The 23,641-nt window shown below is 26.1% G+C and carries 23 protein-coding genes and 2 pseudogenes; 22 read left to right on the forward strand and 3 right to left on the reverse strand.

Going from position 1 to position 23,641, the window contains the following annotated elements; genetic code table 11:
• Positions 1 to 45 precede the first annotated feature (45 nt).
• From Q0V08_RS03785 to Q0V08_RS03795, 3 genes are read right to left on the reverse strand one after another with little or no spacing between them, the layout of a single operon-like run.
• Entirely contained in the window at positions 46 to 975 is a 930-nt protein-coding gene (locus Q0V08_RS03785; protein WP_297432204.1) for a hypothetical protein, read from the reverse strand.
• Positions 953 to 1,291 carry a hypothetical protein gene (locus Q0V08_RS03790; protein ID WP_297432206.1) on the reverse strand — a complete coding sequence of 113 codons (339 nt, stop codon included), beginning with the start codon at positions 1,289 to 1,291 and terminating at the stop codon, positions 953 to 955. Before Q0V08_RS03790 ends, Q0V08_RS03785 begins: the two co-directional genes overlap by 23 nt.
• A gap of 2 nt (positions 1,292 to 1,293) precedes the next feature.
• A complete protein-coding gene (locus tag Q0V08_RS03795; protein WP_297432208.1) occupies positions 1,294 to 1,491 on the reverse strand; it encodes a helix-turn-helix domain-containing protein in 198 nt (65 codons plus the stop codon).
• Positions 1,492 to 1,728: 237 nt separating this feature from the next.
• On the opposite strand from Q0V08_RS03795, the gene Q0V08_RS03800 reads away from it, so the two are divergent.
• From Q0V08_RS03800 to Q0V08_RS03905, 22 genes and pseudogenes are all read left to right on the forward strand, one after another.
• Complete coding sequence (locus Q0V08_RS03800) at positions 1,729 to 2,040, forward strand: hypothetical protein (RefSeq protein ID WP_297432210.1); 312 nt, start codon at positions 1,729 to 1,731, stop codon at positions 2,038 to 2,040.
• A 332-nt stretch (positions 2,041 to 2,372) separates the two neighbouring features.
• Positions 2,373 to 3,290 (forward strand): Wzz/FepE/Etk N-terminal domain-containing protein, encoded by a 918-nt coding sequence (locus Q0V08_RS03805; protein WP_297432212.1) that lies wholly within the window; start codon positions 2,373 to 2,375, stop codon positions 3,288 to 3,290.
• A 13-nt stretch (positions 3,291 to 3,303) separates the two neighbouring features.
• Complete coding sequence (locus tag Q0V08_RS03810; RefSeq protein ID WP_297432214.1) at positions 3,304 to 5,151, forward strand: nucleoside-diphosphate sugar epimerase/dehydratase; 1,848 nt, start codon at positions 3,304 to 3,306, stop codon at positions 5,149 to 5,151.
• A complete protein-coding gene (locus Q0V08_RS03815) occupies positions 5,135 to 5,755 on the forward strand; it encodes a sugar transferase (protein ID WP_297432216.1) in 621 nt (206 codons plus the stop codon). The genes Q0V08_RS03810 and Q0V08_RS03815 overlap by 17 nt, the downstream gene beginning before the upstream one ends.
• Positions 5,755 to 6,966 carry a DegT/DnrJ/EryC1/StrS family aminotransferase gene (locus Q0V08_RS03820; RefSeq protein WP_297432218.1) on the forward strand — a complete coding sequence of 404 codons (1,212 nt, stop codon included), beginning with the start codon at positions 5,755 to 5,757 and terminating at the stop codon, positions 6,964 to 6,966. Before Q0V08_RS03815 ends, Q0V08_RS03820 begins: the two co-directional genes overlap by 1 nt.
• Complete coding sequence (locus tag Q0V08_RS03825; RefSeq protein ID WP_297432220.1) at positions 6,966 to 7,793, forward strand: glycosyltransferase; 828 nt, start codon at positions 6,966 to 6,968, stop codon at positions 7,791 to 7,793. The genes Q0V08_RS03820 and Q0V08_RS03825 overlap by 1 nt, the downstream gene beginning before the upstream one ends.
• A complete protein-coding gene (locus Q0V08_RS03830; RefSeq protein ID WP_297432221.1) occupies positions 7,790 to 8,869 on the forward strand; it encodes a glycosyltransferase in 1,080 nt (359 codons plus the stop codon). The genes Q0V08_RS03825 and Q0V08_RS03830 overlap by 4 nt, the downstream gene beginning before the upstream one ends.
• Before the next feature lie 4 nt (positions 8,870 to 8,873).
• A complete protein-coding gene (locus tag Q0V08_RS03835; RefSeq protein WP_297432223.1) occupies positions 8,874 to 10,088 on the forward strand; it encodes a hypothetical protein in 1,215 nt (404 codons plus the stop codon).
• Entirely contained in the window at positions 10,085 to 10,885 is an 801-nt protein-coding gene (locus Q0V08_RS03840; protein ID WP_297432225.1) for a glycosyltransferase family A protein, read from the forward strand. The genes Q0V08_RS03835 and Q0V08_RS03840 overlap by 4 nt, the downstream gene beginning before the upstream one ends.
• Positions 10,878 to 12,149: an O-antigen polymerase gene (locus Q0V08_RS03845; protein WP_297432228.1), complete on the forward strand. Its 1,272-nt coding sequence runs from the start codon at positions 10,878 to 10,880 to the stop codon at positions 12,147 to 12,149. The genes Q0V08_RS03840 and Q0V08_RS03845 overlap by 8 nt, the downstream gene beginning before the upstream one ends.
• Positions 12,085 to 13,188, forward strand: a complete 1,104-nt coding sequence (gene wecB / locus Q0V08_RS03850; protein ID WP_297432229.1) for a UDP-N-acetylglucosamine 2-epimerase (non-hydrolyzing) — start codon at positions 12,085 to 12,087, stop codon at positions 13,186 to 13,188. The genes Q0V08_RS03845 and wecB overlap by 65 nt, the downstream gene beginning before the upstream one ends.
• 27 nt (positions 13,189 to 13,215) lie before the next feature.
• The gene (locus tag Q0V08_RS03855; RefSeq protein ID WP_297432231.1) at positions 13,216 to 14,445 is read left to right on the forward strand and encodes a nucleotide sugar dehydrogenase; all 1,230 of its coding nucleotides are present in this window, start codon (positions 13,216 to 13,218) and stop codon (positions 14,443 to 14,445) included.
• Complete coding sequence (locus Q0V08_RS03860) at positions 14,446 to 15,366, forward strand: hypothetical protein (protein ID WP_297432233.1); 921 nt, start codon at positions 14,446 to 14,448, stop codon at positions 15,364 to 15,366.
• A complete protein-coding gene (locus Q0V08_RS03865; protein WP_297432235.1) occupies positions 15,367 to 16,641 on the forward strand; it encodes an NAD(P)-binding protein in 1,275 nt (424 codons plus the stop codon).
• Positions 16,642 to 18,039, forward strand: coding sequence for an oligosaccharide flippase family protein (locus Q0V08_RS03870; protein ID WP_297432237.1), 1,398 nt, complete (start codon positions 16,642 to 16,644; stop codon positions 18,037 to 18,039). It begins immediately after the preceding gene.
• A gap of 269 nt (positions 18,040 to 18,308) precedes the next feature.
• Positions 18,309 to 18,866, forward strand: a pseudogene (locus Q0V08_RS03875) (sugar phosphate nucleotidyltransferase); the annotation flags it as partial.
• Between the two features lie 11 nt (positions 18,867 to 18,877).
• Positions 18,878 to 19,750: a glucose-1-phosphate thymidylyltransferase RfbA gene (gene rfbA, locus Q0V08_RS03880; RefSeq protein WP_297432239.1), complete on the forward strand. Its 873-nt coding sequence runs from the start codon at positions 18,878 to 18,880 to the stop codon at positions 19,748 to 19,750.
• A gap of 33 nt (positions 19,751 to 19,783) precedes the next feature.
• The gene (rfbC, locus tag Q0V08_RS03885) at positions 19,784 to 20,335 is read left to right on the forward strand and encodes a dTDP-4-dehydrorhamnose 3,5-epimerase (RefSeq protein ID WP_297432241.1); all 552 of its coding nucleotides are present in this window, start codon (positions 19,784 to 19,786) and stop codon (positions 20,333 to 20,335) included.
• A pseudogene (gene rfbD, locus Q0V08_RS03890) lies at positions 20,332 to 21,105 on the forward strand (dTDP-4-dehydrorhamnose reductase); the annotation flags it as partial. The gene rfbC and the pseudogene rfbD, both read left to right, overlap by 4 nt.
• A gap of 21 nt (positions 21,106 to 21,126) precedes the next feature.
• Positions 21,127 to 22,365: a dTDP-glucose 4,6-dehydratase gene (locus tag Q0V08_RS03895; RefSeq protein ID WP_297432246.1), complete on the forward strand. Its 1,239-nt coding sequence runs from the start codon at positions 21,127 to 21,129 to the stop codon at positions 22,363 to 22,365.
• A 23-nt stretch (positions 22,366 to 22,388) separates the two neighbouring features.
• The gene (galU, locus tag Q0V08_RS03900; protein WP_297432243.1) at positions 22,389 to 23,264 is read left to right on the forward strand and encodes a UTP--glucose-1-phosphate uridylyltransferase GalU; all 876 of its coding nucleotides are present in this window, start codon (positions 22,389 to 22,391) and stop codon (positions 23,262 to 23,264) included.
• 142 nt (positions 23,265 to 23,406) lie between these two features.
• On the forward strand, positions 23,407 to 23,641 hold a 235-nt coding region (locus Q0V08_RS03905; protein ID WP_297432244.1), incomplete at its 3' end, for an AbgT family transporter.

A 23,641-nucleotide genomic window follows, 5' to 3' on the forward strand; every position in this document is an offset into this window, starting at 1 on the left:
ATAATTTAATATTACCCCAACTTGAAGGTTTACACAAATATTTAATTAGACCCCAGACTCTAGCTGTTTTTTTAATTTCTCGTAATAAAAACTAACCAAATTCTCGTCATATTTTTTTTCACACTCATTTAAAAACTTACTGAGAATCTCATTTTTAGAAGGACTTGCTATTTTATAATAATCTACATAATAGTTTAGTTTTCCCTTTAAAACTCTATGAGCTTTTAGTTCATCATTACCAACAATGTTATAACGAAAGCTCCACTTTCCTGTTGCAGCTTTAACTAAACAAGCATTTATACTATTACAAAGTCCAGCTTTAAATTCAAGAGTTGCCATTTCATAAAGATTTTTAAACTCTTCAATTGTAATGTCAGGTTTAACTCTAAGTAGGTTTGCAATTGTAGCATCATCTAAAATCTCTTTTAAATAGGCTCTTATAGAGATATTATTAGTTAGTATAGTTTCTTTTTTAGTATCTTCTTTTTCAATAACTTCTTTATAAGTACTAGTATTATTATATGACGTATTTTCTACCTTAGGAGTTTCCACCACTGGAATCTCCAGTGGTGGCTTATCCATATTAGGATATTGCTGAGTGGTAAAAGTGGACAAGTGTAGTTGCGGGGTAGTTGCAACACTTCTAAAAGGTTCGGTAGTCTTATTTAGAAGTTCCTTGTCATCAGAGAAATAGTACATGTTTTTAAGCTCACCTCTACGAACAAAGGCGATATCTTTTTTATGACGATACATGTACCCAAGGTCAATCATACGGTTTATAAGTCTTAGGAGTTTGTCTTTTCCGATATTAAGATCATACGATAATTGATTGATATTAATAACCCAATTAGGTGGCTTATTAAGAAGATAAGTACCAAGTCCGAGCAATTCTAAATTAAGATCCTTATCTTGTATAAACTTATTAAAAACAATGGTGTAGTTAATTTTATTTTTATTTTTTATTATAAAATCCATAGGCTCCTCCTAAGTATTTCAGATAGTATGTTTTATAAATAATCTTAGAAATTTCAGGAATAAAATACATTTTTGTTTCTCCAATATATCGTAAAAGTTTTTCATCACTTTCAATTTTTTCTTTGAAAGTTGACTCTTTAATTAAAAGAGTTTTTATAACAACATGTTTAGTTTGTAGTTCACCGAAGTTTTCAAGAAGAAGTTTATCGAAAGTAGATTTAAATTGATCTTGCGTTAAATTTTTAGCAAAAAGATGCTTGTGTTGTCTTAGAAAGTCACAAAATAGAATAGGTTTGAATATATATTTTTCATTCATACTTATAATGCCTCCTGTCCTAAAAAAAATTTGATATGATTTTTTTTAAAATAGTATGTATTACTAGTAAAGTAAAAAGGTATAGTCTTTTTTTGAATTAATCTACGGATACTAGACTCAGATTGATTTAAGATATCCATTAATTGTGATACACCAAAATGATCTCCAAATTCATCAATTTTTTCATAAGATGTTTTCATTTTATGAACCCCCCCCTAAATTTTATTTATAAAGTAACCACACTACAGATAATAGCTTTGATTTAGATAAATTTCAATAATTTTAAAACATTTTGTATATAAAGTAGTCAAAATTAAAAAATAAAAATAAAGAATGGATGAAGTAGTCAAAATGCATTTTTTTATTATTTTTTTGTGTTATCATTAAAACATCTCGAGATAAGTGTGAAAAATAAAAAAATCATAGGAGGTAAAAAAATGAGTATGACAATCGCAGGAGCAAAAGTAGCTTTAGAAGGAGTTATAATTAAAACGCAAAAGAGTATTGAAAGAGAGGTTGCATATTTAAAGGAACTAGCAGATGATAAAGCAACACTTTCTCACATTGAACAAATGCAAGCTGATGGAGAACCATTACCAGCAAATAATCCATATGGATCATTTTCAGAGTGGAGAGACGCCATTGAAAAAGAAATAAAAACAGGGCAAAATTCATTGGATAGAATAGAGATTGAAAAAGCTGAGTTAATGGCCTTTACTTACTTTGTGGAAACTGCACCAGAGGCGTAGGCCTATGGTGAAAATCGTAAAAATAATATACACTATTCTAACACTAGTAGGAGTGTTAGTAACAGGAAATAATACCCTCGTTTTAAGAAGCATAGGCAATAAAGTTGAGAGAATGGCTATCCCCCAGGTTACTTCTCACTCACAAATAAATATAAATTAAAATTAAAATTAAAGGTCTAGATATTCTCTAGACCTTGTTTTATTATAAAGAAAAGTATTTTAAATATATACACTTTTGAAGAAAATATAAAAAAAATTAAAAAAACTTCTACTTTTTTTCACATTAAAAAAATGATATAATAACATGGATAAAAAAAATAGGGGGGACACCAATGAGTAAGGAGCTAAAAGTAATGGAACCAAAACAATATGATGATGAGATTGATCTTTATGAATTAATTGAGATACTAGTGAGGCATAAATGGAGTATAGTTATAACTACAGTACTTTGTACACTGTTATCACTAGGAGCAGCACTTTATATGCGTAGTAAAACACCAAACTATTTAATAAAGAACATTCTTATACAGCAAGATACGTATGGATTAAAGGGAGTAAATAGAATAGATATAGATTCTGTACTTCTTCAAGATAAAAATATTAAGAAAATATTGGATATACAACCTATAAAAAAAGAGTATTTAGAAAAAACTCCAGAAAATCTTAGAAATATTACATCAGAAAGAAAATTTTTACAAGATATTTTAACTATTTCTAAAAATGATAAAAATCCAAATGAGATATCTATAAAAGCAGAGATAGTTGCTGATGAAAATGGTAGCAAAGAGATTATAAATAGATATTTAGATATTCTAAGGGAGCAAGATAACTTAAGTGATGTAATAACAGAGGAAAAAAATATTAAAGTAATCTCTTTACAAAAAACAAGAATAGAGCTTGAAAAAATTCAAAATGAAATTTTAGATATTTTTAAAAAAGATAGTGATTTAAGAGCTTTAAAACCAGAAGAGAAGGTAAATTATATAACTTATAAATATCCTGAACTGAATTTAAAAAGAAGTGAACAGGAAAAATATTATAATACATATGTAAATGAACTAGTAAGATTAGATTCTTTAAACAATAACTTAGATGTAATTAAAGAAACAACAGATATATACTTTGTAAAAGGTCAAAGTAAAGCTAAATTGATTTTAGCTGTTGGAATAGTAATGGGAGTTTTCTTAGGAATAATGGTAGCATTTTTAAAAGATTTTATAGATGGGTATAAGAGAAGATTTAAAAAGTAATGGGGGGATAAAGGTGTTTAGAGAGAATGCAATAACAGAATTATTTTCTAATAGAAGAAATATAGTTAAGTTAATAATAGACCTAGGATCAGTATTTGCCGGTATCTTTCTAGGCCTTTTGGTGAGATTTGAAGGAAAATGGGAAGAAAATTTATACAGTAGCTATTTCATTATATATGGAATAGCATTTTTGTGTTTCTACCTATTTCGTAAAAATTCTATGAAAAGTTGGAGTTATACAAACTCTTTAGATGTTTTAAATCTGACTTTTACAAACTTAATAGCGTTGATGGTAACATTGGCATACTATGCAGTAACAAGAGAATCGTATTCAAGAACAGTTGTGTTAGTAGGATTTGTATTAGTAGTTATGCTACAACTACTTTGGAGATTTTTCTTTAGGTTAAATAGATCGTATAGAGTAGTACTTGGAAAAAGTAAACCAAAACCAAATACACTAGTTTATGGTGCTGGAGAAGCTGGAGTAGCACTATTGCGTGATGCTTTGACTAATCCAAATTATCCATATCATATTACTGCTATTATAGATGATGATAGACGTAAACACGGAACGTATATAAATGGAGTAAAGGTTTATGGAGATTTTTATGATTTAGAAAGAGTTATAAAAGAGTTAAGTATAGAAACTGTAATTATAGCTATACCAACTATAAAAAGAGAGCGTATAAAAGAGATAATTGATCTAACTAAATGTTGTAATGGAGTAAAGGTAAAGATACTCCCAGGACTTGATGAAATACTGCAAGATGATAATATAGCTAATCAAGTACGTGATGTTAGTATAGAAGATCTTCTTGGAAGAGAGCAAATTATTATAAATGGTGATAATATAAAAGAGATAATAGAGAATAAAGTTGTATTTGTAACTGGTGGAGCTGGAAGTATAGGAAGCGAACTTGCTCGTCAAATAGCTAAATACAATCCTAAAAAGTTAGTAACAATAGATGTTAATGAAAATGATTTATATTTTTTAGAATTAGAACTGAAAAGAACATTTAAAAATCTAGATTTACAAAGTGAAATTTGTAATATTAGGGAGCAAGATAAAGTGGAACTACTTTTTGATAGGTATAAACCAAATATTGTATTCCATGCAGCTGCACATAAACATGTACCACTAATGGAGCATAATCCAGAGGAGGCTATAAAAAATAATATCTTTGGAACTAAAAAAGTAGCAGAGATGGCTATTAAATATAGTGTAGACAGATTTGTACTTATCTCTACAGATAAAGCCGTAAATCCAACTAATGTTATGGGAGCTACAAAAAGAGCTTGTGAGATAGTTGTAGAAGCTATGAATAAAAAAGGTAAAACAAAGTTTATGGCAGTGCGTTTTGGAAACGTACTTGGAAGTAATGGATCAGTTATTCCAATATTTAAAAAACTTATTAGTGAAGGAAAAAATCTGACACTAACGCATCCTGATATAACAAGATACTTTATGACTATTCCTGAAGCAGCTCAACTTGTAATAGAAGCTGGAGCTCTTGGAAAAGGTGGAGAGTTGTTTATATTAGATATGGGAGAACCTGTAAAGATAATAGATCTTGCCAAAACTATGATAAAGTTGTCTAATGCTAATGTAGATATAGAGATAGTTGGATTGCGTCCTGGAGAAAAACTTTATGAAGAACTACTTTATGATGTAGGAGCAGCACAAAAAACAGAGAACAACAAGATATTTATAACTCATATAGATGAAACAGATGTAGATTTAGAACAGTATTTAGAAGTATTAAGTGAAGCTGTAAAGAATCCAAGAAAAGATGAGTTAAAAGAGTTAATGAAGAAATTTGTAGTGACGTATAAGGAGGCAGTAAATGAAAAGATTATTTGATTTAGTCTTATCTATCTGCGGAATATTGTTTTTATTGCCTTTTTTTATAATAGTTTCAGTTTTAATAAAATTAGATTCACCTGGTGACATAATTTTTAAACAAACTAGAGTAACTAAAGACGGGAAAGAATTTAAAATATTTAAATTTAGGACAATGAGGCCAGATACAGAGAAACAAGGACAAATAACTATAGGAGCAGACAATAGAATAACTTCAGTTGGAAATTTTTTAAGGAAGACAAAATTGGATGAATTGCCACAACTTTTTAATATAGTTATGGGTGATATGAGTTTTGTTGGACCAAGACCAGAAGTTCCGAAATATGTAGCAATGTATAATAAAAATCAAAAAGAAATATTAAATGTAAGAGCGGGAATAACAGATTATGCATCAATATATTTTTCTAACGAAAGTGAGATACTAGGAAAACAAAAAGATCCAGAAAAATTTTATATAGAAAAAATAATGCCTTATAAAATTGAATTAAATAAAAAATATATAAAAGAGGCAGGATTAATAACAGATATAAAAATAATATTTTTAACAATATTTAAAGTAGCGGGATTAATAAAAAATGATAACAGATTTGAGGAGGAGTTTTAATGGAAAAAAGAAAAATTTTATTTTCACCACCAGATATATCACAAGCAGAGATAGATGAAGTAGTAGATACATTAAAATCAGGTTGGATAACAACAGGCCCTAAAACAAAGCTATTTGAAACAAAATTATCAGAATATTGTGGAACTCCTAAAACGGTATGTTTAAATTCTGCGACTGCTGCAATGGAGCTAGTTTTAAGACTTTTTGATATAGGACCAGGAGATGAAGTTATAACATCAGCTTATACCTATACAGCATCAGCATCAGTTATTCTTCATTGTGGGGCGACTCCAGTTTTAGTAGATGTAAAACCAGGAGAGTTTAATATAAATCCTGAAAAAATAGAAAAAGCTATAACTGAAAAAACAAAAGCTATAATTCCTGTAGATATAGGTGGAATGCCTGTGGATTTTGATGAAATATTTGAAGTTGTAGAAAGAAATAAGGAAAAATTTATTCCTAAAAAAGGTACTTATCAAGAGAAGTTAGGAAGAATATTACTTTTATCAGATGCAGCTCACTCTTTAGGTGCAAAATATAAAGGTAAAATGATAGGAAATATAGCAGACTTTACAAGTTTTTCATTCCATGCTGTAAAGAATTTGACAACAGCAGAGGGAGGAGCTATAACTTGGAAAGAAAATTCTAATTTTCATAATGAAGAAATATATAAAGAAATAATGTTATTAGCTTTACATGGACAAAATAAAGATGCGCTAGCTAAATTAAAGCCAGGAGCTTGGGAGTATGATATTGTCATGCCAGGATATAAATGTAATATGACAGATATAAATGCAGCAATAGGATTAGCTCAATTAAAAAGATATGATAGTGAAATTTTAGCTAAAAAAGAACAAATTATAAAGTGGTATGAGGAAAATTTAGGAGATATAAAGGAGTTAGAATTACCTAAATTTGAGACAATGGATAGAAAAAGCTCGTTACATCTTTATATGATAAGATTAAAAGGAGCAGATTCAAAAAAAAGAAATGAAATTATTCAAAAATTAGCAGAAGATGGAGTTTCAACAAATGTTCATTTTCAACCCTTACCACTATTGACAGCATATAGAAAATTAGGATTAGATATTAAAAGTTATCCTGAATCGTATAAAATGCATGAAAATCAAATCTCTTTACCATTACATAATTTTGTAAGTGAAGAAGATGTAAAATATATAAGTAACATATTGAAAGAGGTACTAAGTTAATGGAGAAAACAAAATTTTCAGTACTTTTATCTGTATATAAAAATGAAAAACCAAATCATTTAGTCGAGTGTTTTAAAAGTATATATGATAATCAAGAATTGAAGCCAGATGAAATAGTTTTAGTTCAAGATGGGCCACTAACAGATGAATTATATGAAATAATAAAAAAATTAAAAAATCAGTTGAATAATATTTTAAAAATAGTTTCAATAGAAAAAAATGTTAGATTAGGAAATGCTTTAAGAATAGGTATAGAAAATTGTTCCAATGAGATAATTGCACGAATGGATACAGATGACATATCCGATCCAAGTAGATTTAAAAAACAGATAAAGTATTTAGAAGAAAATCCTGCAATAGATATTCTTGGAAGTTATATGAATGAATTTATAGATGATATAAGTAATGTAGTAGCTATAAAAACAGCGCCATTAGAAAATTTTAGAAGTTATATGAAATTAAGAGATCCAGTAAATCACCCATCAGTAGTTTTTAAGAAAAGTAAAGTTATTGAAGCTGGAAATTATATCGAAATACTTTACAATGAAGATTCATATTTATGGGGACGAATGTTAGCAAATGGATGTCAGTTTGCTAATATAGATGAATCACTAATTTATTTTAGAGTAGATGATGATACATATAAAAGACGAGGTGGACTTCAGTACGTAAAAGCTGAAATCCAACTTCAAAAAGAATTATTAAAATTAGGAATAGTTAACAAAATAGAGTTTTATAGAAATATAATAATAAAAAATATAGTGAGAATATTTCCTAATAAGTTAAGAAAAATATTTTATATAAAAATATTAAGAGGTAAAAAATGATAAAAATTTTAATTATACTTCCAAGTTTAGAAAATAAAGGTCCAGAAATAGTAGCGCGAGATATAGGGATTTTTAGTATAAATAAAAAAATAAAGTACATTTATTTATCACTAAGAAAAAATAAAAAAGAAGATTTGGAAAATTTTAAAAATTTTGAAGTTTATGAATTTGAAGGAAAAAAGATTCCAATTTTTGATAAAAGAATAAAACAACTTATAAAAAAAATTAACCCAACAGTAATTCATTGTCACTGTTTTTGGCCAACAATCTTAGCTGGAATTTTTTTAAGAAAGTATAAAATAGTAACGACATTGCATAATAATCCATTGGAAGATTATACTTATGAATATGGAAAAAAAATAGGATATTTTATGACGTGTATAATGTTATATTTTCAAAAAAAATTTAATATGAATATAGCTATTTCGAAATATGTAGAAGAAGTTCATTTAAAATTGGGAATAGATTCCTCTAAAATAATAACAATATATAATGGGATAGATAATATAAAGTATAGAAATATAGAAAATGAAAAATTAGAAGTCATAAATTTTATAACAGTTTCAGTATTGAATGAAAGAAAAAATGTAGAATTTTTGGTAAATGTTATTTATAAATTATATTATGAAGAAAATATAAAAAATATAAAATTCAAAATTATTGGTAATGGCCCTTTTTATAATAAAATTTTAAACAAAATAACTGAATTAAAATTAGAAAATGTTATTAATTTATGTGGAAATATAAAAAGAGAAGAAGTATATAATTTATTAAAGCAATCAGATATATTTTTATTTTCATCAAAGAGTGAAGGATTTGGTTTATCTGTAGTGGAGGCTTTAAAAATTGGGTTGCCAGTAATAACTTCAAATATTCCAGTAATGAATGAAATTATAAAAAATGGATATAATGGATATATATGTGAAAATAATGTAGATGATTATATAGAAAAAATAAAAATTATATTAGAAAATTATAATTTTTTTCTTGAGGAAACAAGGAGAAATTTTAACGAAAATTATTTGGCTGAAAAAATGAGTATTAATTATGAAAAAATATACGTGGAACTAAGGTGATTTAATGAAAAAAATATTATTTATAACTTCTTCCTTTTATAAAAAAGGATCAGCGAGTATAAGAAATTGTAGCTTAGTACTAGGATTAGCTGACAATAATTGTCAAATTGATGTTTTAACTCAAAAATGGCCAGATAAAATGGAAGATGAAAGTTTAAGAAAAATAGTAGAAAAAAATAAAAATATAAAAATTTTTTATGATCAATTAAAAATTATTAAAAAATATTTTTATAAAAAAGAAGAGAATAAAAAAAATAAAAGCTATCTAGATAATAAATACAGCAAATTATTTAGAGAAATATTGAAAAATTTATATTTTTATCCAGATATAGATATGGAGTGGATAAATTCTTATAGAAAAAATTTGAGGTTTGAAGAGTATGATTTAGTAATAACTTCATCAGATACAAAAACAGCACATTATATAGGAAGAAAAATAAAAAATAAGTATCAAAAAAAATGGATACAAGTTTGGGGAGATCCTTGGTTTGACGATAAAGGGACCTATGGAATAAAAAAATTATGTGCATATTTTTCTGAAAAAAAGTTATTAAAATCATGTGATTTAGTAGTATATGTATCAAAACCCACATCTGAAGTCATGAAAAAAAGATTTAAAAACTTGGATAAAAAAATCGAGTTTTATCCTCGAACTTTTTTAAAACAAATAAATACTAAAACTGATAAGGAAATGGAAAATAGAAATTACAAATTTTTATACCCAGGAAGCATCTATTATGGTCGTAAAATAAATGATTTATTAGATGCTATAAAAGAATATAATTTAAAAAATATAAAAAAAATAGAGTTTACATTTTTAGGAGAAGTTACAAAAGAAATAAAAAATATTTTTTTGAGTTATGATTTTGTTAAATATAAAAATTCGGTTAATTACGAAGAAGTTTGTAATGAAATAGAGAAATCAGATATACTAATTTTTTTAAGTAATGATTCTAAAAGTAAACAAATTCCAGGAAAGTTATATGATTATTTTGGAACAGATAAAACTATATTAGCATTATTTAATGATATAAATAATAATGAAGTTTATAAATTTATAAAAAATACTAAAAGATGTATTTGTTTAAAAAATGAAAAAAAGGAAATCGTGATAGAACAAATAATTTCAGAAATAGGAAAATCTAAAGTTTTATTAGAGTATAATGGAAGTTATCAAGCAAATAAAATTTTAAAAAGAATAAGAGAGGAAAATAAATGAAAGTATCTATCGTGACAGCGACATACAATAGAGGAGAAAAGTTAGCAGTATTGTATGAAAGTTTAAAAAAGCAAAAGTTAGATTTATATAAGTGGATTATAATAGATGACGGCTCTACAGATAATACTGAAAAAATTATTAAAGAATTAAAAAAAGAAAATAAGGTAGAAATTTATTATTATAAAAAAGTAAATGGTGGAAAACATACAGCTATAAATTTTTGTTTAGATAATTGTGTTGAGTTAACAGAATTGATATTTTTTGTAGATAGTGATGATTTTTTAAAAGAGGATGCAATAGAGCAAATAATTTTTCATTATAATTCTTTAAAAAATAAGGAGAAGTATGCCGGATTATGTTTTCAAAAAATTGAAGAAAAAACAAATAAATTTTTAGAAAAAAATTTTCCATATGAAGAGTTTGATTCAACAGTAATTACTTCTATGAGGAGATATAAACTTCATAGAGATAAGGCAGAAGTATTTTTTAAATCGGAATTAATAAAACATAGATTTCCAGTTATAAAAGGAGAAAAATTTTTTTCAGAATTATATATTTGGATGGATTTAACAAAAGAAAAAAAAATAAGATATATAAATAAAGGAATATATGTGTGTTCGTATAATGATGATGGATATACTAAAAATATGAAAAGCATAATAAAAAAGAATCCTGTTGGAAATTTATTATACTATACAAAAATTTATAAGACTAAAAGTATAGGAATAGAATTTAGATTACGGGCATTATATAGAATATTATATATTCTTATAGAAATAGGAAAAAAAGATGAATGAAATATATTTTATAGGATTAATTTTTATAATAGTTAGTTTATTTTTGATAAAAGATCTTTATTTTAGAATGTTTAGTCTAGTATACTTAATTTATTATGTAATCGTACCATTATTTTGGTTAAACTATCCAATTAAAGGATATTTTCCAATTCAGATTTCAAAAGAGATAAAACATATAAAAATTTTATATGATATAAGTCCATATATATTTTTTTCATACATAGCATATTTTTTAGGTTTTATAATCATTGGCTCTAAGAAGAATGTGATAAGAAATAAAAAGATAAATATAAAAGTTATTAAAATATATGGATTATTTTCTTTAATAATTGGGATTATTTCAATAACTATATTAGTATATAATTTTGGAAATTTTATAACTGCTATTCCTAAAATAATAAATTTAAGATGGATAAATTCAAATACATATATACCCTTTGAATTTATGAGAATATTTAATCCTTTTGTAATTGTAGCATTTTATGTATATTATTCCTTAAATAAGAAAAAATATATGTTATTGAGTTTCATAGCAAGTATTTATTTTTTAATTTTACAATCTGGAAGAAGTCATGTTTTATATTTTATTTTTCCAATTGTATACTTTAAATATATTAACTCTAAAAAAACAAAACAAATATATTATATTTTATTACTAGTTATTGTTATTATTATTTTGACACTTTATGGAGATGAAATAAGAAAATATTTTATGAATATACCAATGAATATAAAAAAAAATTCATTAGAAGAAAATATATCCAAATTTATAATTCAACTTTCTTTTCCTTGTTTTAATTTAATAAGATTATTTAGAGAAGGAAATATTTTAAGATATGGGCAGGATATTTTTGTTATTTTCAATATTATTCCAGGTATAACAATGGAATCTTTATGGCAATTGAATACAAAATTATTTGAAAGTTTTAATGCAGGAGTTCCTGTAGATATTTTAAGTTTTGGAATATATCAATTTGGGAAAATAGGAATGTTTATAGTAATGTTCATAATGGGAATAACAACAAAATTAATATCTAGGTATTTTAAGCGGCGAAAACATATAATATATAAGCTATTAGAATATAGAATATCTATTTTATATGCATTTATTGTAATAAATTTTGATACAGAAGTATTTATAAGGAGTGGATTACCTTATATCTTTGGAATTATAATTTTTAAAATATTAGGAGAGAGAAATGAAAGTAGGATTAATATTCGGAACGCGACCAGAAGCTATAAAAATGGCTCCAGTATATCATGAATTAAGAAAAAATAATATAGATGTAAAAATTTTAGCTACAGGACAACATAAAGAAATGCTATACCAAGTGTTTGAATTATTTGGAATAATTCCTGACTATGATTTACAGATAATGAAAGAAGGTCAAAGATTAAGTGAGTTAACAAGTAATTTAATATTAAAAGTAGACGAAATCATAAAAATAGAAAAATTTGATTATATATTGGTTCAAGGAGATACTACATCAGCTTTTGTAGGAGCATTAGTAAGTTTTTATAATCAAGTTCCAGTAGGACACATAGAAGCAGGACTTAGAACTGGAAATATCTTATCTCCATTTCCAGAAGAAGGAAATAGGCGGCTTATAGGAAATATAGCAGATATTCATTTTGCACCAACAAAGATAAATAGAGAAAATTTATTAAGAGAAGGTTATGATGAAAGTAAAATTCTAGAAGTAGGAAATACAGTTATAGATGCGTTGTATTGGGTTAAAGAAAATAAAAAAACAGATTTAAGTGTAATAAAAGAAAAATATGGAATAAATAATAAAAAATATATTTTAATAACAATGCATAGAAGAGAAAATTGGGGTAAACCAATGGAGCAAGTATTACAAGGAATAAAAAAATATTTAAAAGAAAAAGACGATATATATTTGGTTTTTCCAATGCACTTGAACCCTTTAGTTAGAAAAACTGTAAATGATATCCTAAATGATTTTGATAGAAAAATATTGATAGAGCCATTAGAATATTTAGAGTTTATTGCAATTATGGATGGAGCTCATTACATAATGACAGATTCAGGTGGTATTCAAGAGGAAGCACCAAGTTTAGGCAAACCAACTTTAATTTTAAGAGATACTACAGAAAGACCAGAAGCTATAAGTGCAGGAACTGCAATTTTAGTTGGGACAAAAGAAAATGAAGTATATAAATATATGAAATTATTAGAGGGCGATTTATATGGTCGAATGGCTCATTCTATAAATCCTTATGGTGATGGATTAACTTCTAAAAAAATAAGAGAATATCTAGAAAGAGTATTCAGAAAATAATATAAAAATGAATCTGGAGGAATAAAAATGGTATTACAAAGAGCAATTAATAAAAATTTAAAAATTACTATATTAGGAATGGGTTATATAGGTCTTCCTACTGGAATAGCTTTTGCAAGAGCGGGTTACACAGTTTATGGATTTGATGTAAATACAGATGTAATTGAAACATTAAAAAGTGGAAAGATTCATATAGTTGAACCTGATTTACAAGAAGCATTCGAAGAAACGTTAAAAAGCGGAAAATTTATACCAACTTTACAATTAGAAAAATCAGATGTATATATTATAGCAGTTCCAACACCATTTAAAAAAAATCATGAAGAAAAAATAGCAGATTTGACATATGTTGAAAAAGCTTCTGAGATGGTAGGTGAAATATTGGAAGAAAATAATTTAGTAATACTTGAATCAACAGTACCACCAATGACAACTAGATTAATGACAGATATTTTGGAAAAGACCTCAAATATTTCAAGAGATAAGTTTATGTCAGTTCATTGTCCAGAAAGAGTATTGCCTGGAAAAATATTATATGAATTAGAGCATAATGATAGAATAATAGGCTCAGAGAAAATTGAAGCAGCAGAATTAACTAGAACAATATATAGTGCTATGGTAAAAGAAGGAACTTGCTATCTAACAGATGATATAACTGCAGAAATGTGTAAATTAATAGAAAATACTTTTAGAGATGTTAATATAGCTTTTGCAAATGAACTTTCAATTATTTGTGATAAATTAGAAATTAATGTTTTTGAACTTATTAAATTAGCAAATAAGCATCCTAGAGTAAATATTTTAACACCAGGAGCTGGAGTTGGTGGACATTGTTTAGCGGTAGATCCATGGTTTATTGTTGAAAAATTTCCAAATGAAGCGAAGGTAATAAAAGAGGCTAGATTAATTAATGATTTTAAACCAAGATTTATAGTAAATAAGGTAGATGAGATATTGGAAAGAAATAAAGAATTAACTATTGGAATTTTAGGATTAGCTTATAAACCTGATATAGATGATTTAAGAGAATCTCCAGCAATGGAGATAGCTGAAATTTTAAGAGATAAAGGATATAAGGTAATAGCATGTGAACCAAATGTAAATAAAAAAGAAGTTTGTAAATTTAAATTATATTCATTGGAAGAAATAATAGAAGAAGCTGATTATTTAGTTTTAGCTCAAGGTCATACAGAATTTAAAAATAAAATTGCAAAATTAAAAAATAGTAAAGTTTATGATTGTTTAGGGTTGATTTAAATGGATAATATAAAAATTTTTTTTTCAGGAACAGATCAAGTATATAGAGTAGAGAAAATTTTTAAAAAAAAATACAATATAAAAACATTAAATGATAAAAGTGAAAAAAATAATAAATATATAAATTTATTAAAAGATATATATAAAATATCAAAAGCAAATATTTTATATACTACATTTTGGGGAATTCCATGTAAAAAAAATAGCGTTTATTTAAAAATAGCAAAACTTTTGAATAAAAAAGTAGTATGCCATTGGATTGGAAGTGATGTTTTAGAAGCTTTAAAAAATCCAAAAGAAACTATAAAATTACAAAAGTATATAGATATTAATCTTACAGGAAGTGAGTTATTAAAAAGTGAACTATTAGAACTTGGAATAAAATCTAATGTTGAAAATATAATATTAGATGATATCTCAATAATAAATAATTCAACAAAATTACAAGAACACGGTGTATTAGTTTATTTACCAACTGGGAAAGAAGAATTTTATGGTGGAAAATTTATACAAAAATTAGCTATTGAATTTCCTAAAATTAATTTTTATATTGTGGCAAATACGAATAAAAATTATTTGAAAGAATTAAGAAATATAAAAAATATAGGAAAAGTATCCTTAAAAGAAATGGAAAATATTTATAATAAAATTTCAATTTTAATAAGAATTCCGGAACATGATGGGTTATCGTTAATGCTTTTAGAAGCTTTAGCAAGAGGTAAAGAAGTTATATATAAGTATGATCATCCATATACGAAAAAAGCAACAAATTATAGTGAATTAAAAAGACAATTTGAAAAAATTATTGGAACATTACCAAAATACAATATAGAAGCGGTAAATTATATAGAACAAAATTATAAGTCGGATAATTATATTGAAAATTTACATAATATGTTTAAAGAATTGATAGGAGAATAAATGATAAAGAAAAAATATGTAATATTAGGAGCGGGAATAACAGGATTAACATTAGGAAAATTCTTAAAAGATGATTATATAATTTTAGAAAAAGAAAATCAAATAGGAGGCTATTGTAAAACAATAAAAAAGGGTGATTATATCTGGGATTATGCAGGACATTTTTTTCATTTTAAAGAAGAATATTTTAAAAAATATTTTTTAGAAAAGAGTGAATTAAAAAATATAATATTTAAAGAAAAAAATACAAAGATATTTTATAAAAATAATTATGTAGATTATCCATTTCAAAAAAATATACATCAGTTAGAAAAAAAGGAGTTCATTGAGTGTTTATATGATTTGTTTATAAAAGAAGAGCAGGAAGAAAATGAAACTTTTATAGAAATGTTATATGAAAAATTTGGGAAAAGTATAACAGAAAAGTTTTTAAAACCATATAATGAAAAGTTATATGCATGTGATTTAAAGATGCTAGACAAGGATGCAATGGGTAGATTTTTTCCACATGCAAATATAAATGAAATTATTAAAAATATGAAAATAAAAAAGAATAGCTCTTATAATGATAGTTTCCTATATCCAAAAGGAGGAGCTATTCAATTTATAAATAAAATAAGTTCTGAAATAGATTCTGAAAAAATTTTACTTAATCAAAATATAAAGTCAATAGATATAAATAAAAAAATTATTTATACAGAAAAAGAAGAAATAGAGTATGAGGTTTTAATAAACACTATACCACTTATTAATTTTTTAAAAATAATTAATTCTTTTTCAGAATTTGAAAAATATTTTTCGTGGAATAAAGTTTTAGTTTTCAATATTGGATTTAATAAAAATTTAGATACAAATTTATATCATTGGATTTATTATCCTGATAAAAATGTAAATTATTATAGGGTAGGTTTTTATAATAATATATTAGAAGAAAAAAAATTAAGTATTTATGTTGAAATTGGATATGGAAAAGAAGATGAGATAGATGAAGAAGAAATAAAAAAACAGTTAGAATTAACAATAAAAAACCTAGAAAAAACAGGAGTTATAGATAAAACTTTTGAAGTAGAAGAATATTGTAGTATTATTATGGATCCGGCATATGTCCATATAAATAAGGAGATAGAAGAAATAAAAAAAGAAGTGAAAGGATTTATGCAAAAAAATAGTGTTTACACAATTGGTAGATATGGAGATTGGAAATACTGTTCTATGGAAGATTCAATGTTGGATGCTAAAAATTTAGCAAAGTATTTAAAAAAGGAAAAAATATAAATGAATTCTGGTATATTGAAAAATTTGTTATCGTTTTCTATAGGAAATTATATATCAATGATTATAGGAATAGTAACAACACCTATAGTGACAAGGTTAATATCGCCTTCAGAATATGGAGTAGTGTCTTTATATAATACATTTGCTAATATTATTTTAATAATACTTCTATTAGGATTAGACCAAGGTTTTATACGATTTTATTCTGTAAAGAAAGAAGAGGAAAATGAGCTGCTTTATAGTTGTTTAATATTTCCATTACTATTAAGTATCATTATTTTAACAACAATATATATATTTAGATATGATATATCTATATTTATTTTTAAAAAAAATGATAACACTTCAATTTATTTATTCATGACATATATTATAATACTGTTATTAAATAGATTTTCATATTTGATAATAAGAATGAAACAAAAAGGAAAAATATACTCAACTTTACAAATTATTCAATCATTGTGTAATTTTATTTGTATAGTACTTTTTTATCAAAAATATAATAATAATTATAAAACTTTAATAATATCAAGTTTAATATCAACGACAATAACTACTTTTATTACAATATATTTTGAAAAAAGAGTATGGAAATTTCCTAAAAAAATAAAAATAGAAAAATATATTTTATTATATAGTTATCCTTTTATAGCTACTATGTCTATTACTTGGATATTTCAATCTTTGGATAAAATAGTTTTGAAAATTTTTTCAACAAGTTATCAGTTAGGATTGTATGCAGGAGCAGATAAAATAATTGTTATAATCTCATTGATTCAAACAAGTTTTACAACTTTTTGGGCTCCTCTAGTATATAAAAAATATGAAGATCAAGATCAAGATTTTTTTATAAAAGTTAATGAATATGTTTCTTTTATTATGTTATTTATAGGAATTATAATGATAAATTTTAGAATGATATTTGAACTAATCTTAGGAAAAAACTATTCAGAGGTTATATATATAATTCCTTGTTTAGTATTAGTTCCAATTATATTAACAATTTCAGAGATAACAGTTGTTGGAATAAATATTAGAAAAAAAACAAAGCTACATATAGTTATATCAGTAGTGGTTACTGTAGTAAATTTAATAGGAAATCTAATTTTAGTAAAAGTATGTGGTGCTATTGGAGCAGCAATCTCTACAGCAATAGCGTATATAATATTTTATATATTAAGAACAGAAATAGGAATAAGATTATTAGATATTAAATTTAATGTAAAAAAGGTATACATTTTATTATTTTTAATTTTAATATATAGTATATATGTATCATTTAAAGAAAATAATATATTTATTATAGGATTATATATTGCTCTTTTTTATTCTTATAAAAATATACTAAAAGAATGTGAAGAAAAATTTATAAAATTTATAAAAAAGAAGAGTTAAAATTTCTAGATAAATATAATAAGTAAAATAATATAAAGAAAATAGATAAACTTGACTATAATTTTTATAAAATTAATTTTAAAAATAAAAGAGGAAAATTAGAATAAAAATAGTTGTTAAAGTAGTTATACCAGAAGTAGGAGTAAAATCTAAATAGGTGGTGCTATATATTATCTAATAAGAAATTATGATTTTAATAATAAATAATAAATATAAAATGGAGAACTATACAACTAAGAGATGGATGGGAAAGTATGGAATGACGAATAAATATATACTATGCTAGACAAAATCATCCATTGGGACTTGGATATGGAATACTAAAAACAAAGAGTTTGATAGGAGAAGATCCTTTTGTGATAGCTCTTGGAGATGATATTATGTATAATCCGGATAAAGAAGAAACAAAACAATTAATTGAGAAATATGAAGAGTATGGATCTTCTATAATTGGAGTTCAAGAGGTTGAACCTAAAGATGTATCTAAATAAAACCAGTGGAGGATTTTAATGTCTGACTTCGTGGAGAAACCAAAGTTAGAAGAAGCACCATCACTAAAAGCTTGTTTAGGAAGATATCTATTAACACCTGATGTGTTTCAATATTTAGAAAATATAGCTCCAGGTGCTGGTGGAGAGATTCAACTTACAGATGGAATCTTAGCTATGATAAACGATAATAAAAAAGTGCTTGCATATAATTTTGATGGGACAAGGTATGATATTGGAAATAAAATCGGATTATTAAAAGCTAATATTGAATTTGGATTACGTAACAGTGAAACAAGTGAAGATTTGAAAGAGTATTTAAGAACTATAGAAATATAAGGAAGTGAGGAATGAAAGGGATAATATTAGCAGGTGGTTCAGGAACGAGACTGTATCCTGTGACTAAAGCGATAAGTAAACAGATGATACCAATTTTTGATAAACCTATGATATATTATCCTCTTTCTATTCTTATGCTTGCTGGGATAAGAGAGATACTGATAATTTCTACAGCTAGAGATATTTTAATATTCCAAGAGTTACTAGGAAGTGGAAATGAATTGGGGTTATCTATTAGTTATGAAATTCAAGAGTCACCAAAAGGATTAGCTGAAGCTTTTATAATAGGTGAAGAGTTTATAGGCAGTGATTCTGTGGCACTAATTTTAGGAGATAATCTTTTTTATGGTCATGGATTTACAGGAATGTTAGAAAAAGCTGTAAGTAATAAAAGTGGAGCGACAATTTATGGTTACTATGTAAAAAATCCAAAAGATTTTGGCGTAGTAGAGTTTGATAGTGATGGAAAGGTAGTTTCTTTAGAAGAAAAACCTAAAAATCCAAAATCTAACTACGTTATTCCCGGAATATATTTCTATGACAATAGTGTTATAGAAAAAGCTAAGGCAGTTACTCCATCAGAAAGAGGGGAATTAGAGATAACCTCTATAAATGAGATGTATTTAAAAGAAAATAACCTAAATGTTATAAGTCTTGGAAGAGGTATGGCTTGGCTTGATACAGGAACTTTTGATGGACTTTTAGAAGCAAGTAACTTTGTAAAAACTATTCAAACTAGACAAGGAATTATGATTGCATGTCTAGAAGAAATAGCATATAATAAAGGTTGGATAGATGATAAACAACTTTTAAAACTGAGCAAATCTCTAGAGAAAACATCTTATGGAGAGTATTTGCTTAGTTTATTAAAAAACCATGAGTAATTCATGGTTATTTTTTTATGAGGTGATTTTATGATGGCAGGACTAGTGGTAATAGAACCAAAAATATATAGTGATGAAAGAGGATTTTTTTATGAATTCTTTAATAAACAACAACTTTTAAAATATGGAATAGATGAGGAGTTTGTCCAGGGTAATCACTCTAAAAGTAGTTTTGGAGTGTTAAGAGGATTACATTTTCAAAAACAGCAAGCTCAAGGAAAATTAATAAGAGTATTAAAAGGAGAGATTTTAGATGTTGTTGTAGATTTAAGAAAAGGGAGTGAAACCTTTGGAGAGTATTTTAAAATAATTTTAAGTGAAAGTAGTAGAAAAATGCTGTTTGTACCAAAAGGTTTTGCCCATGGTTTTTTAACACTACAAGATGATACAGAGATAGAGTATTTATGTACAGATTTTTATGCACCAGCTTTTGATTCAGGAGTATTGTGGAATGATAAAGATTTGAATATAGATTGGGAACTAGAAAAGTATGGTTTAAAAGAGAGGAATCTAATAATATCTGAAAAAGATAAAAATCAAAGCACGCTAAAAGAGTTTTTAGAAAAAGGTGGTGAGATAAATTGATACTGATAACTGGTGGAGCAGGACAGTTAGCTACAGAGTTTCAAAGATTTTTTAAGAAAAATAGTATAGATTTCTTAGCACCAAATAAGCTAGAGTTAGATATAACTGATTTTGATAAAGTAAGAGATTATATTTTAAAAAATGATGCAGATTTAGTAATTAACTGTGCTGCATATAATTTAGTTGATAAAGCTGAAGAGGAAAAGGATAGTGCATATATGATTAATGCCTATGCAGTTGAAAATTTAGCCAAAATATGTAGAGAAAGAAAGATTGAGTTTGTAACATATTCTACAGATTTTGTTTTTGATGGAACTAAAGGGAGTGAATATATCGAAGAGGATGAGATAAATCCAATATCTGTCTATGGGCGTAGTAAAGCTTTAGGAGAGAGATTAGCTTTAGAAGAAAATCGAAGAACTTTTATTTTTAGAGTATCTTGGGTTTTTGGTGAAGAGGGAAAAAATTTTATAGAACAAGTAAAAACTTGGGCTAATACTAGAGAGAGTATAAAAATAGCTACAGATCAAATATCATCTCCTACAAGTACAAAAGATATAGTTGAAATAACTTGGAAAATATTAAATTTAAGAGATAGAGATTATGGAATATATCATCTAAGTGGTTCTGGAGAAACATCTCGTTATGAACAAGGAAAATATATTTTAGAGAGGGTAGGATATGCAGGGAATATTTTAGAGGGAAGGTGTTTAGATTTTACATCTTATGATATTAGACCTAAATATTCAAAATTAAGTAGCAGGAAAATAGAGAATATTTTGCGAATAAAAATACCTAACTGGCGTAGTAGAGTTGATGAGTATTTAAAAGTTGGAAAAACTTATTTAGTAACAGGTGGAGCAGGATTTATTGGTGCAAACTTTGTTAAATATATGTTAGAAAAGCATGAGGATATAAAGTTAGTTGTACTAGATAAATTAACTTATGCAGGAAATCTTGGAACAATAAGAGAAGAATTAAAAGACTCTAGAGTTTCTTTTGTTAAAGGAGATATTTGTAATAGAGAACTAGTTGAAAATATATTTATGCAATATGATATTGATTATGTTGTAAACTTTGCAGCAGAAAGTCATGTAGATAGAAGTATTGAAAATCCAGGGATATTCTTAGAGACAAATATACTTGGAACACAAAATTTAATGGAAGTTGCTAAAACTTTCTGGACTGTTGGAAAAGACAGTAATGGATATCCAATCTATAAAGAGGGAAAAAAATTCCATCATGTTTCAACAGATGAAGTATATGGAAGTTTGAGTAAGGACTGGGATATTCCAAAAGAACTTATTTTAGATGAAGCTGTTGCTAAAATTGCAACTGGAAGAAAAAATCTTCAAACTTATGGAGAGAAGATGTTTACAGAATCTACTCCGTTAGACCCAAGAAGTCCATACTCAGCATCTAAAACAGCATCTGATATGATAGTAATGGCTTATGGCGAAACATATAAGTTTCCATTTAATATAACAAGATGTAGCAATAACTATGGTCCATATCATTTCCCAGAGAAGTTAATTCCACTGATTATTAAAAATATCTTAGCTGGAAAGAAGCTTCCTGTATATGGAAAGGGAGATAATGTAAGAGACTGGCTATATGTAATGGATCATTGTAAAGGTATAGATATGGTTATATCTAATGCTAAACCACACGAAATATATAATATTGGTGGATTTAATGAGGAGCAAAATATCAATATAGTAAAACTGACTATAGATACAATAGCTAGAATTATGAGGCAGGAACCTAAATATCAGGCAGTTTTAAGTACGGATTTAGCTAATATCAATTATGATTTAATAACTTATGTACAAGATAGATTAGGACATGATGCTAGATACGCTATTGATCCAACTAAGGTAGTAACTGAACTTGGATGGTATCCAGAAACACCATTTACAGAGGGGATAGAAGCAACTATTAGATGGTATTTAGATAATCAAGGATGGATAGAGGAAGTAAGCTTCGGGAATTATGAGGATTATTATAAAAAAATATATAATAATAAGTAAATGTAAAAAAAGGAGAGAAAAGGATGAAAAAAGTTACTAAAGCAGTTATACCTGCAGCAGGATTGGGAACTAGAGTTTTACCTGCAACAAAAGCACAACCTAAAGAGATGTTAGTTATCGTTGATAAACCATCTCTACAATATATAGTTGAAGAATTAGTAGAATCAGGAATAGAAGATATACTAATTGTAACAGGAAGAAATAAAAATTCTATTGAGGATCACTTTGATCACTCTTATGAGTTAGAGAATACTTTAGCTAGACATGGAAAGGATGAACTTTTAGAAAAAGTTGAAACTATTCATGGAATGGCAAATATATATTATGTTAGACAAAATCATCCATTAGGACTTGGACATGCAATACTAAAAGCAAAGAGTTTTATAGGAGATGATCCTTTTATCATAGCTCTTGGAGACGATATTATGTACAATCCAGAGAAAGAGGTAACAAAACAATTAATTGAGAAGTATGAAGAGTATGGATCTTCTATAATTGGAGTTCAAGAGGTTGAACCTAAAGATGTATCTAAATATGGAGTTATAAAACCAACGAAGGATTTAGATTCTAAAACTGTAGTAATGTGTGATTTTGTGGAAAAACCAAAACTAGAGGAAGCTCCATCACTAAAAGCTTGTTTAGGAAGATATCTATTAACACCTGATGTATTTCAATACTTAGAAAATACAGCTCCAGGTGCAGGTGGAGAGATTCAACTTACAGATGGAATTTTAGCTATGATAAATGATAATAAAAAAGTTTTAGCTTATAATTTTGATGGAACAAGATATGACATTGGAAATAAAATTGGATTATTAAAAGCTAATATTGAATTTGGTTTACGTAATAGTGAAACAAGTGAGGATTTGAAAGAGTATTTAAAAAGCATAAAAATATAAGATATACAAAAACCAGACTAATTTTTTAGTCTGGTTTTTCGATTTTTTATGAAGAAAAACTTAGTTTTAAAATAAAAAAGTGGTAAAAAACTGATTAATCATTTATAATATTATGAAAATAAATTATCAACACGGAGGAAAAATGCAAAATAATTCAACAAAAAAGGAAATTAATAACAGGAGTTTAATTGATAAATTCTTAAACGTAATTGAAAAGGGAGGAAATGCTTTACCAGATCCAGGAACACTTTTTGCTATATTAGCTGTAGTGGTTATCATAATATCTGGAATAGGTGGGGCTTTAAATTGGTCTGTTGATTTCGTTGGAATCAATAGTAAAACAATGAAGACAGAGGAGATGATTATATCAACAAAAT

Source organism: uncultured Cetobacterium sp. (assembly GCF_947038635.1).
Taxonomy (GTDB): Bacteria; Fusobacteriota; Fusobacteriia; order Fusobacteriales; family Fusobacteriaceae; genus Cetobacterium_A.

What these genes read in the sequence shown, in the direction of transcription:
- Q0V08_RS03790 (WP_297432206.1), bottom strand. Translation starts at nt 1,291, where the DNA reads ATGAATGAAAAATATATATTCAAACCTATTCTATTTTGTGACTTTCTA.
- Q0V08_RS03820 (WP_297432218.1), top strand. Translation starts at nt 5,755, where the DNA reads ATGGAAAAAAGAAAAATTTTATTTTCACCACCAGATATATCACAAGCA.
- Q0V08_RS03860 (WP_297432233.1), top strand. Translation starts at nt 14,446, where the DNA reads ATGGATAATATAAAAATTTTTTTTTCAGGAACAGATCAAGTATATAGA.
- rfbA (WP_297432239.1), top strand. Translation starts at nt 18,878, where the DNA reads ATGAAAGGGATAATATTAGCAGGTGGTTCAGGAACGAGACTGTATCCT.
- Q0V08_RS03785 (WP_297432204.1), bottom strand. Translation starts at nt 975, where the DNA reads ATGGATTTTATAATAAAAAATAAAAATAAAATTAACTACACCATTGTT.
- Q0V08_RS03865 (WP_297432235.1), top strand. Translation starts at nt 15,367, where the DNA reads ATGATAAAGAAAAAATATGTAATATTAGGAGCGGGAATAACAGGATTA.
- Q0V08_RS03825 (WP_297432220.1), top strand. Translation starts at nt 6,966, where the DNA reads ATGGAGAAAACAAAATTTTCAGTACTTTTATCTGTATATAAAAATGAA.
- Q0V08_RS03830 (WP_297432221.1), top strand. Translation starts at nt 7,790, where the DNA reads ATGATAAAAATTTTAATTATACTTCCAAGTTTAGAAAATAAAGGTCCA.
- Q0V08_RS03800 (WP_297432210.1), top strand. Translation starts at nt 1,729, where the DNA reads ATGAGTATGACAATCGCAGGAGCAAAAGTAGCTTTAGAAGGAGTTATA.
- wecB (WP_297432229.1), top strand. Translation starts at nt 12,085, where the DNA reads ATGAAAGTAGGATTAATATTCGGAACGCGACCAGAAGCTATAAAAATG.
- Q0V08_RS03795 (WP_297432208.1), bottom strand. Translation starts at nt 1,491, where the DNA reads ATGAAAACATCTTATGAAAAAATTGATGAATTTGGAGATCATTTTGGT.
- Q0V08_RS03835 (WP_297432223.1), top strand. Translation starts at nt 8,874, where the DNA reads ATGAAAAAAATATTATTTATAACTTCTTCCTTTTATAAAAAAGGATCA.
- Q0V08_RS03805 (WP_297432212.1), top strand. Translation starts at nt 2,373, where the DNA reads ATGAGTAAGGAGCTAAAAGTAATGGAACCAAAACAATATGATGATGAG.
- galU (WP_297432243.1), top strand. Translation starts at nt 22,389, where the DNA reads ATGAAAAAAGTTACTAAAGCAGTTATACCTGCAGCAGGATTGGGAACT.
- Q0V08_RS03840 (WP_297432225.1), top strand. Translation starts at nt 10,085, where the DNA reads ATGAAAGTATCTATCGTGACAGCGACATACAATAGAGGAGAAAAGTTA.
- Q0V08_RS03845 (WP_297432228.1), top strand. Translation starts at nt 10,878, where the DNA reads ATGAATGAAATATATTTTATAGGATTAATTTTTATAATAGTTAGTTTA.
- rfbC (WP_297432241.1), top strand. Translation starts at nt 19,784, where the DNA reads ATGGCAGGACTAGTGGTAATAGAACCAAAAATATATAGTGATGAAAGA.
- Q0V08_RS03870 (WP_297432237.1), top strand. Translation starts at nt 16,642, where the DNA reads ATGAATTCTGGTATATTGAAAAATTTGTTATCGTTTTCTATAGGAAAT.
- Q0V08_RS03855 (WP_297432231.1), top strand. Translation starts at nt 13,216, where the DNA reads ATGGTATTACAAAGAGCAATTAATAAAAATTTAAAAATTACTATATTA.
- Q0V08_RS03815 (WP_297432216.1), top strand. Translation starts at nt 5,135, where the DNA reads ATGAAAAGATTATTTGATTTAGTCTTATCTATCTGCGGAATATTGTTT.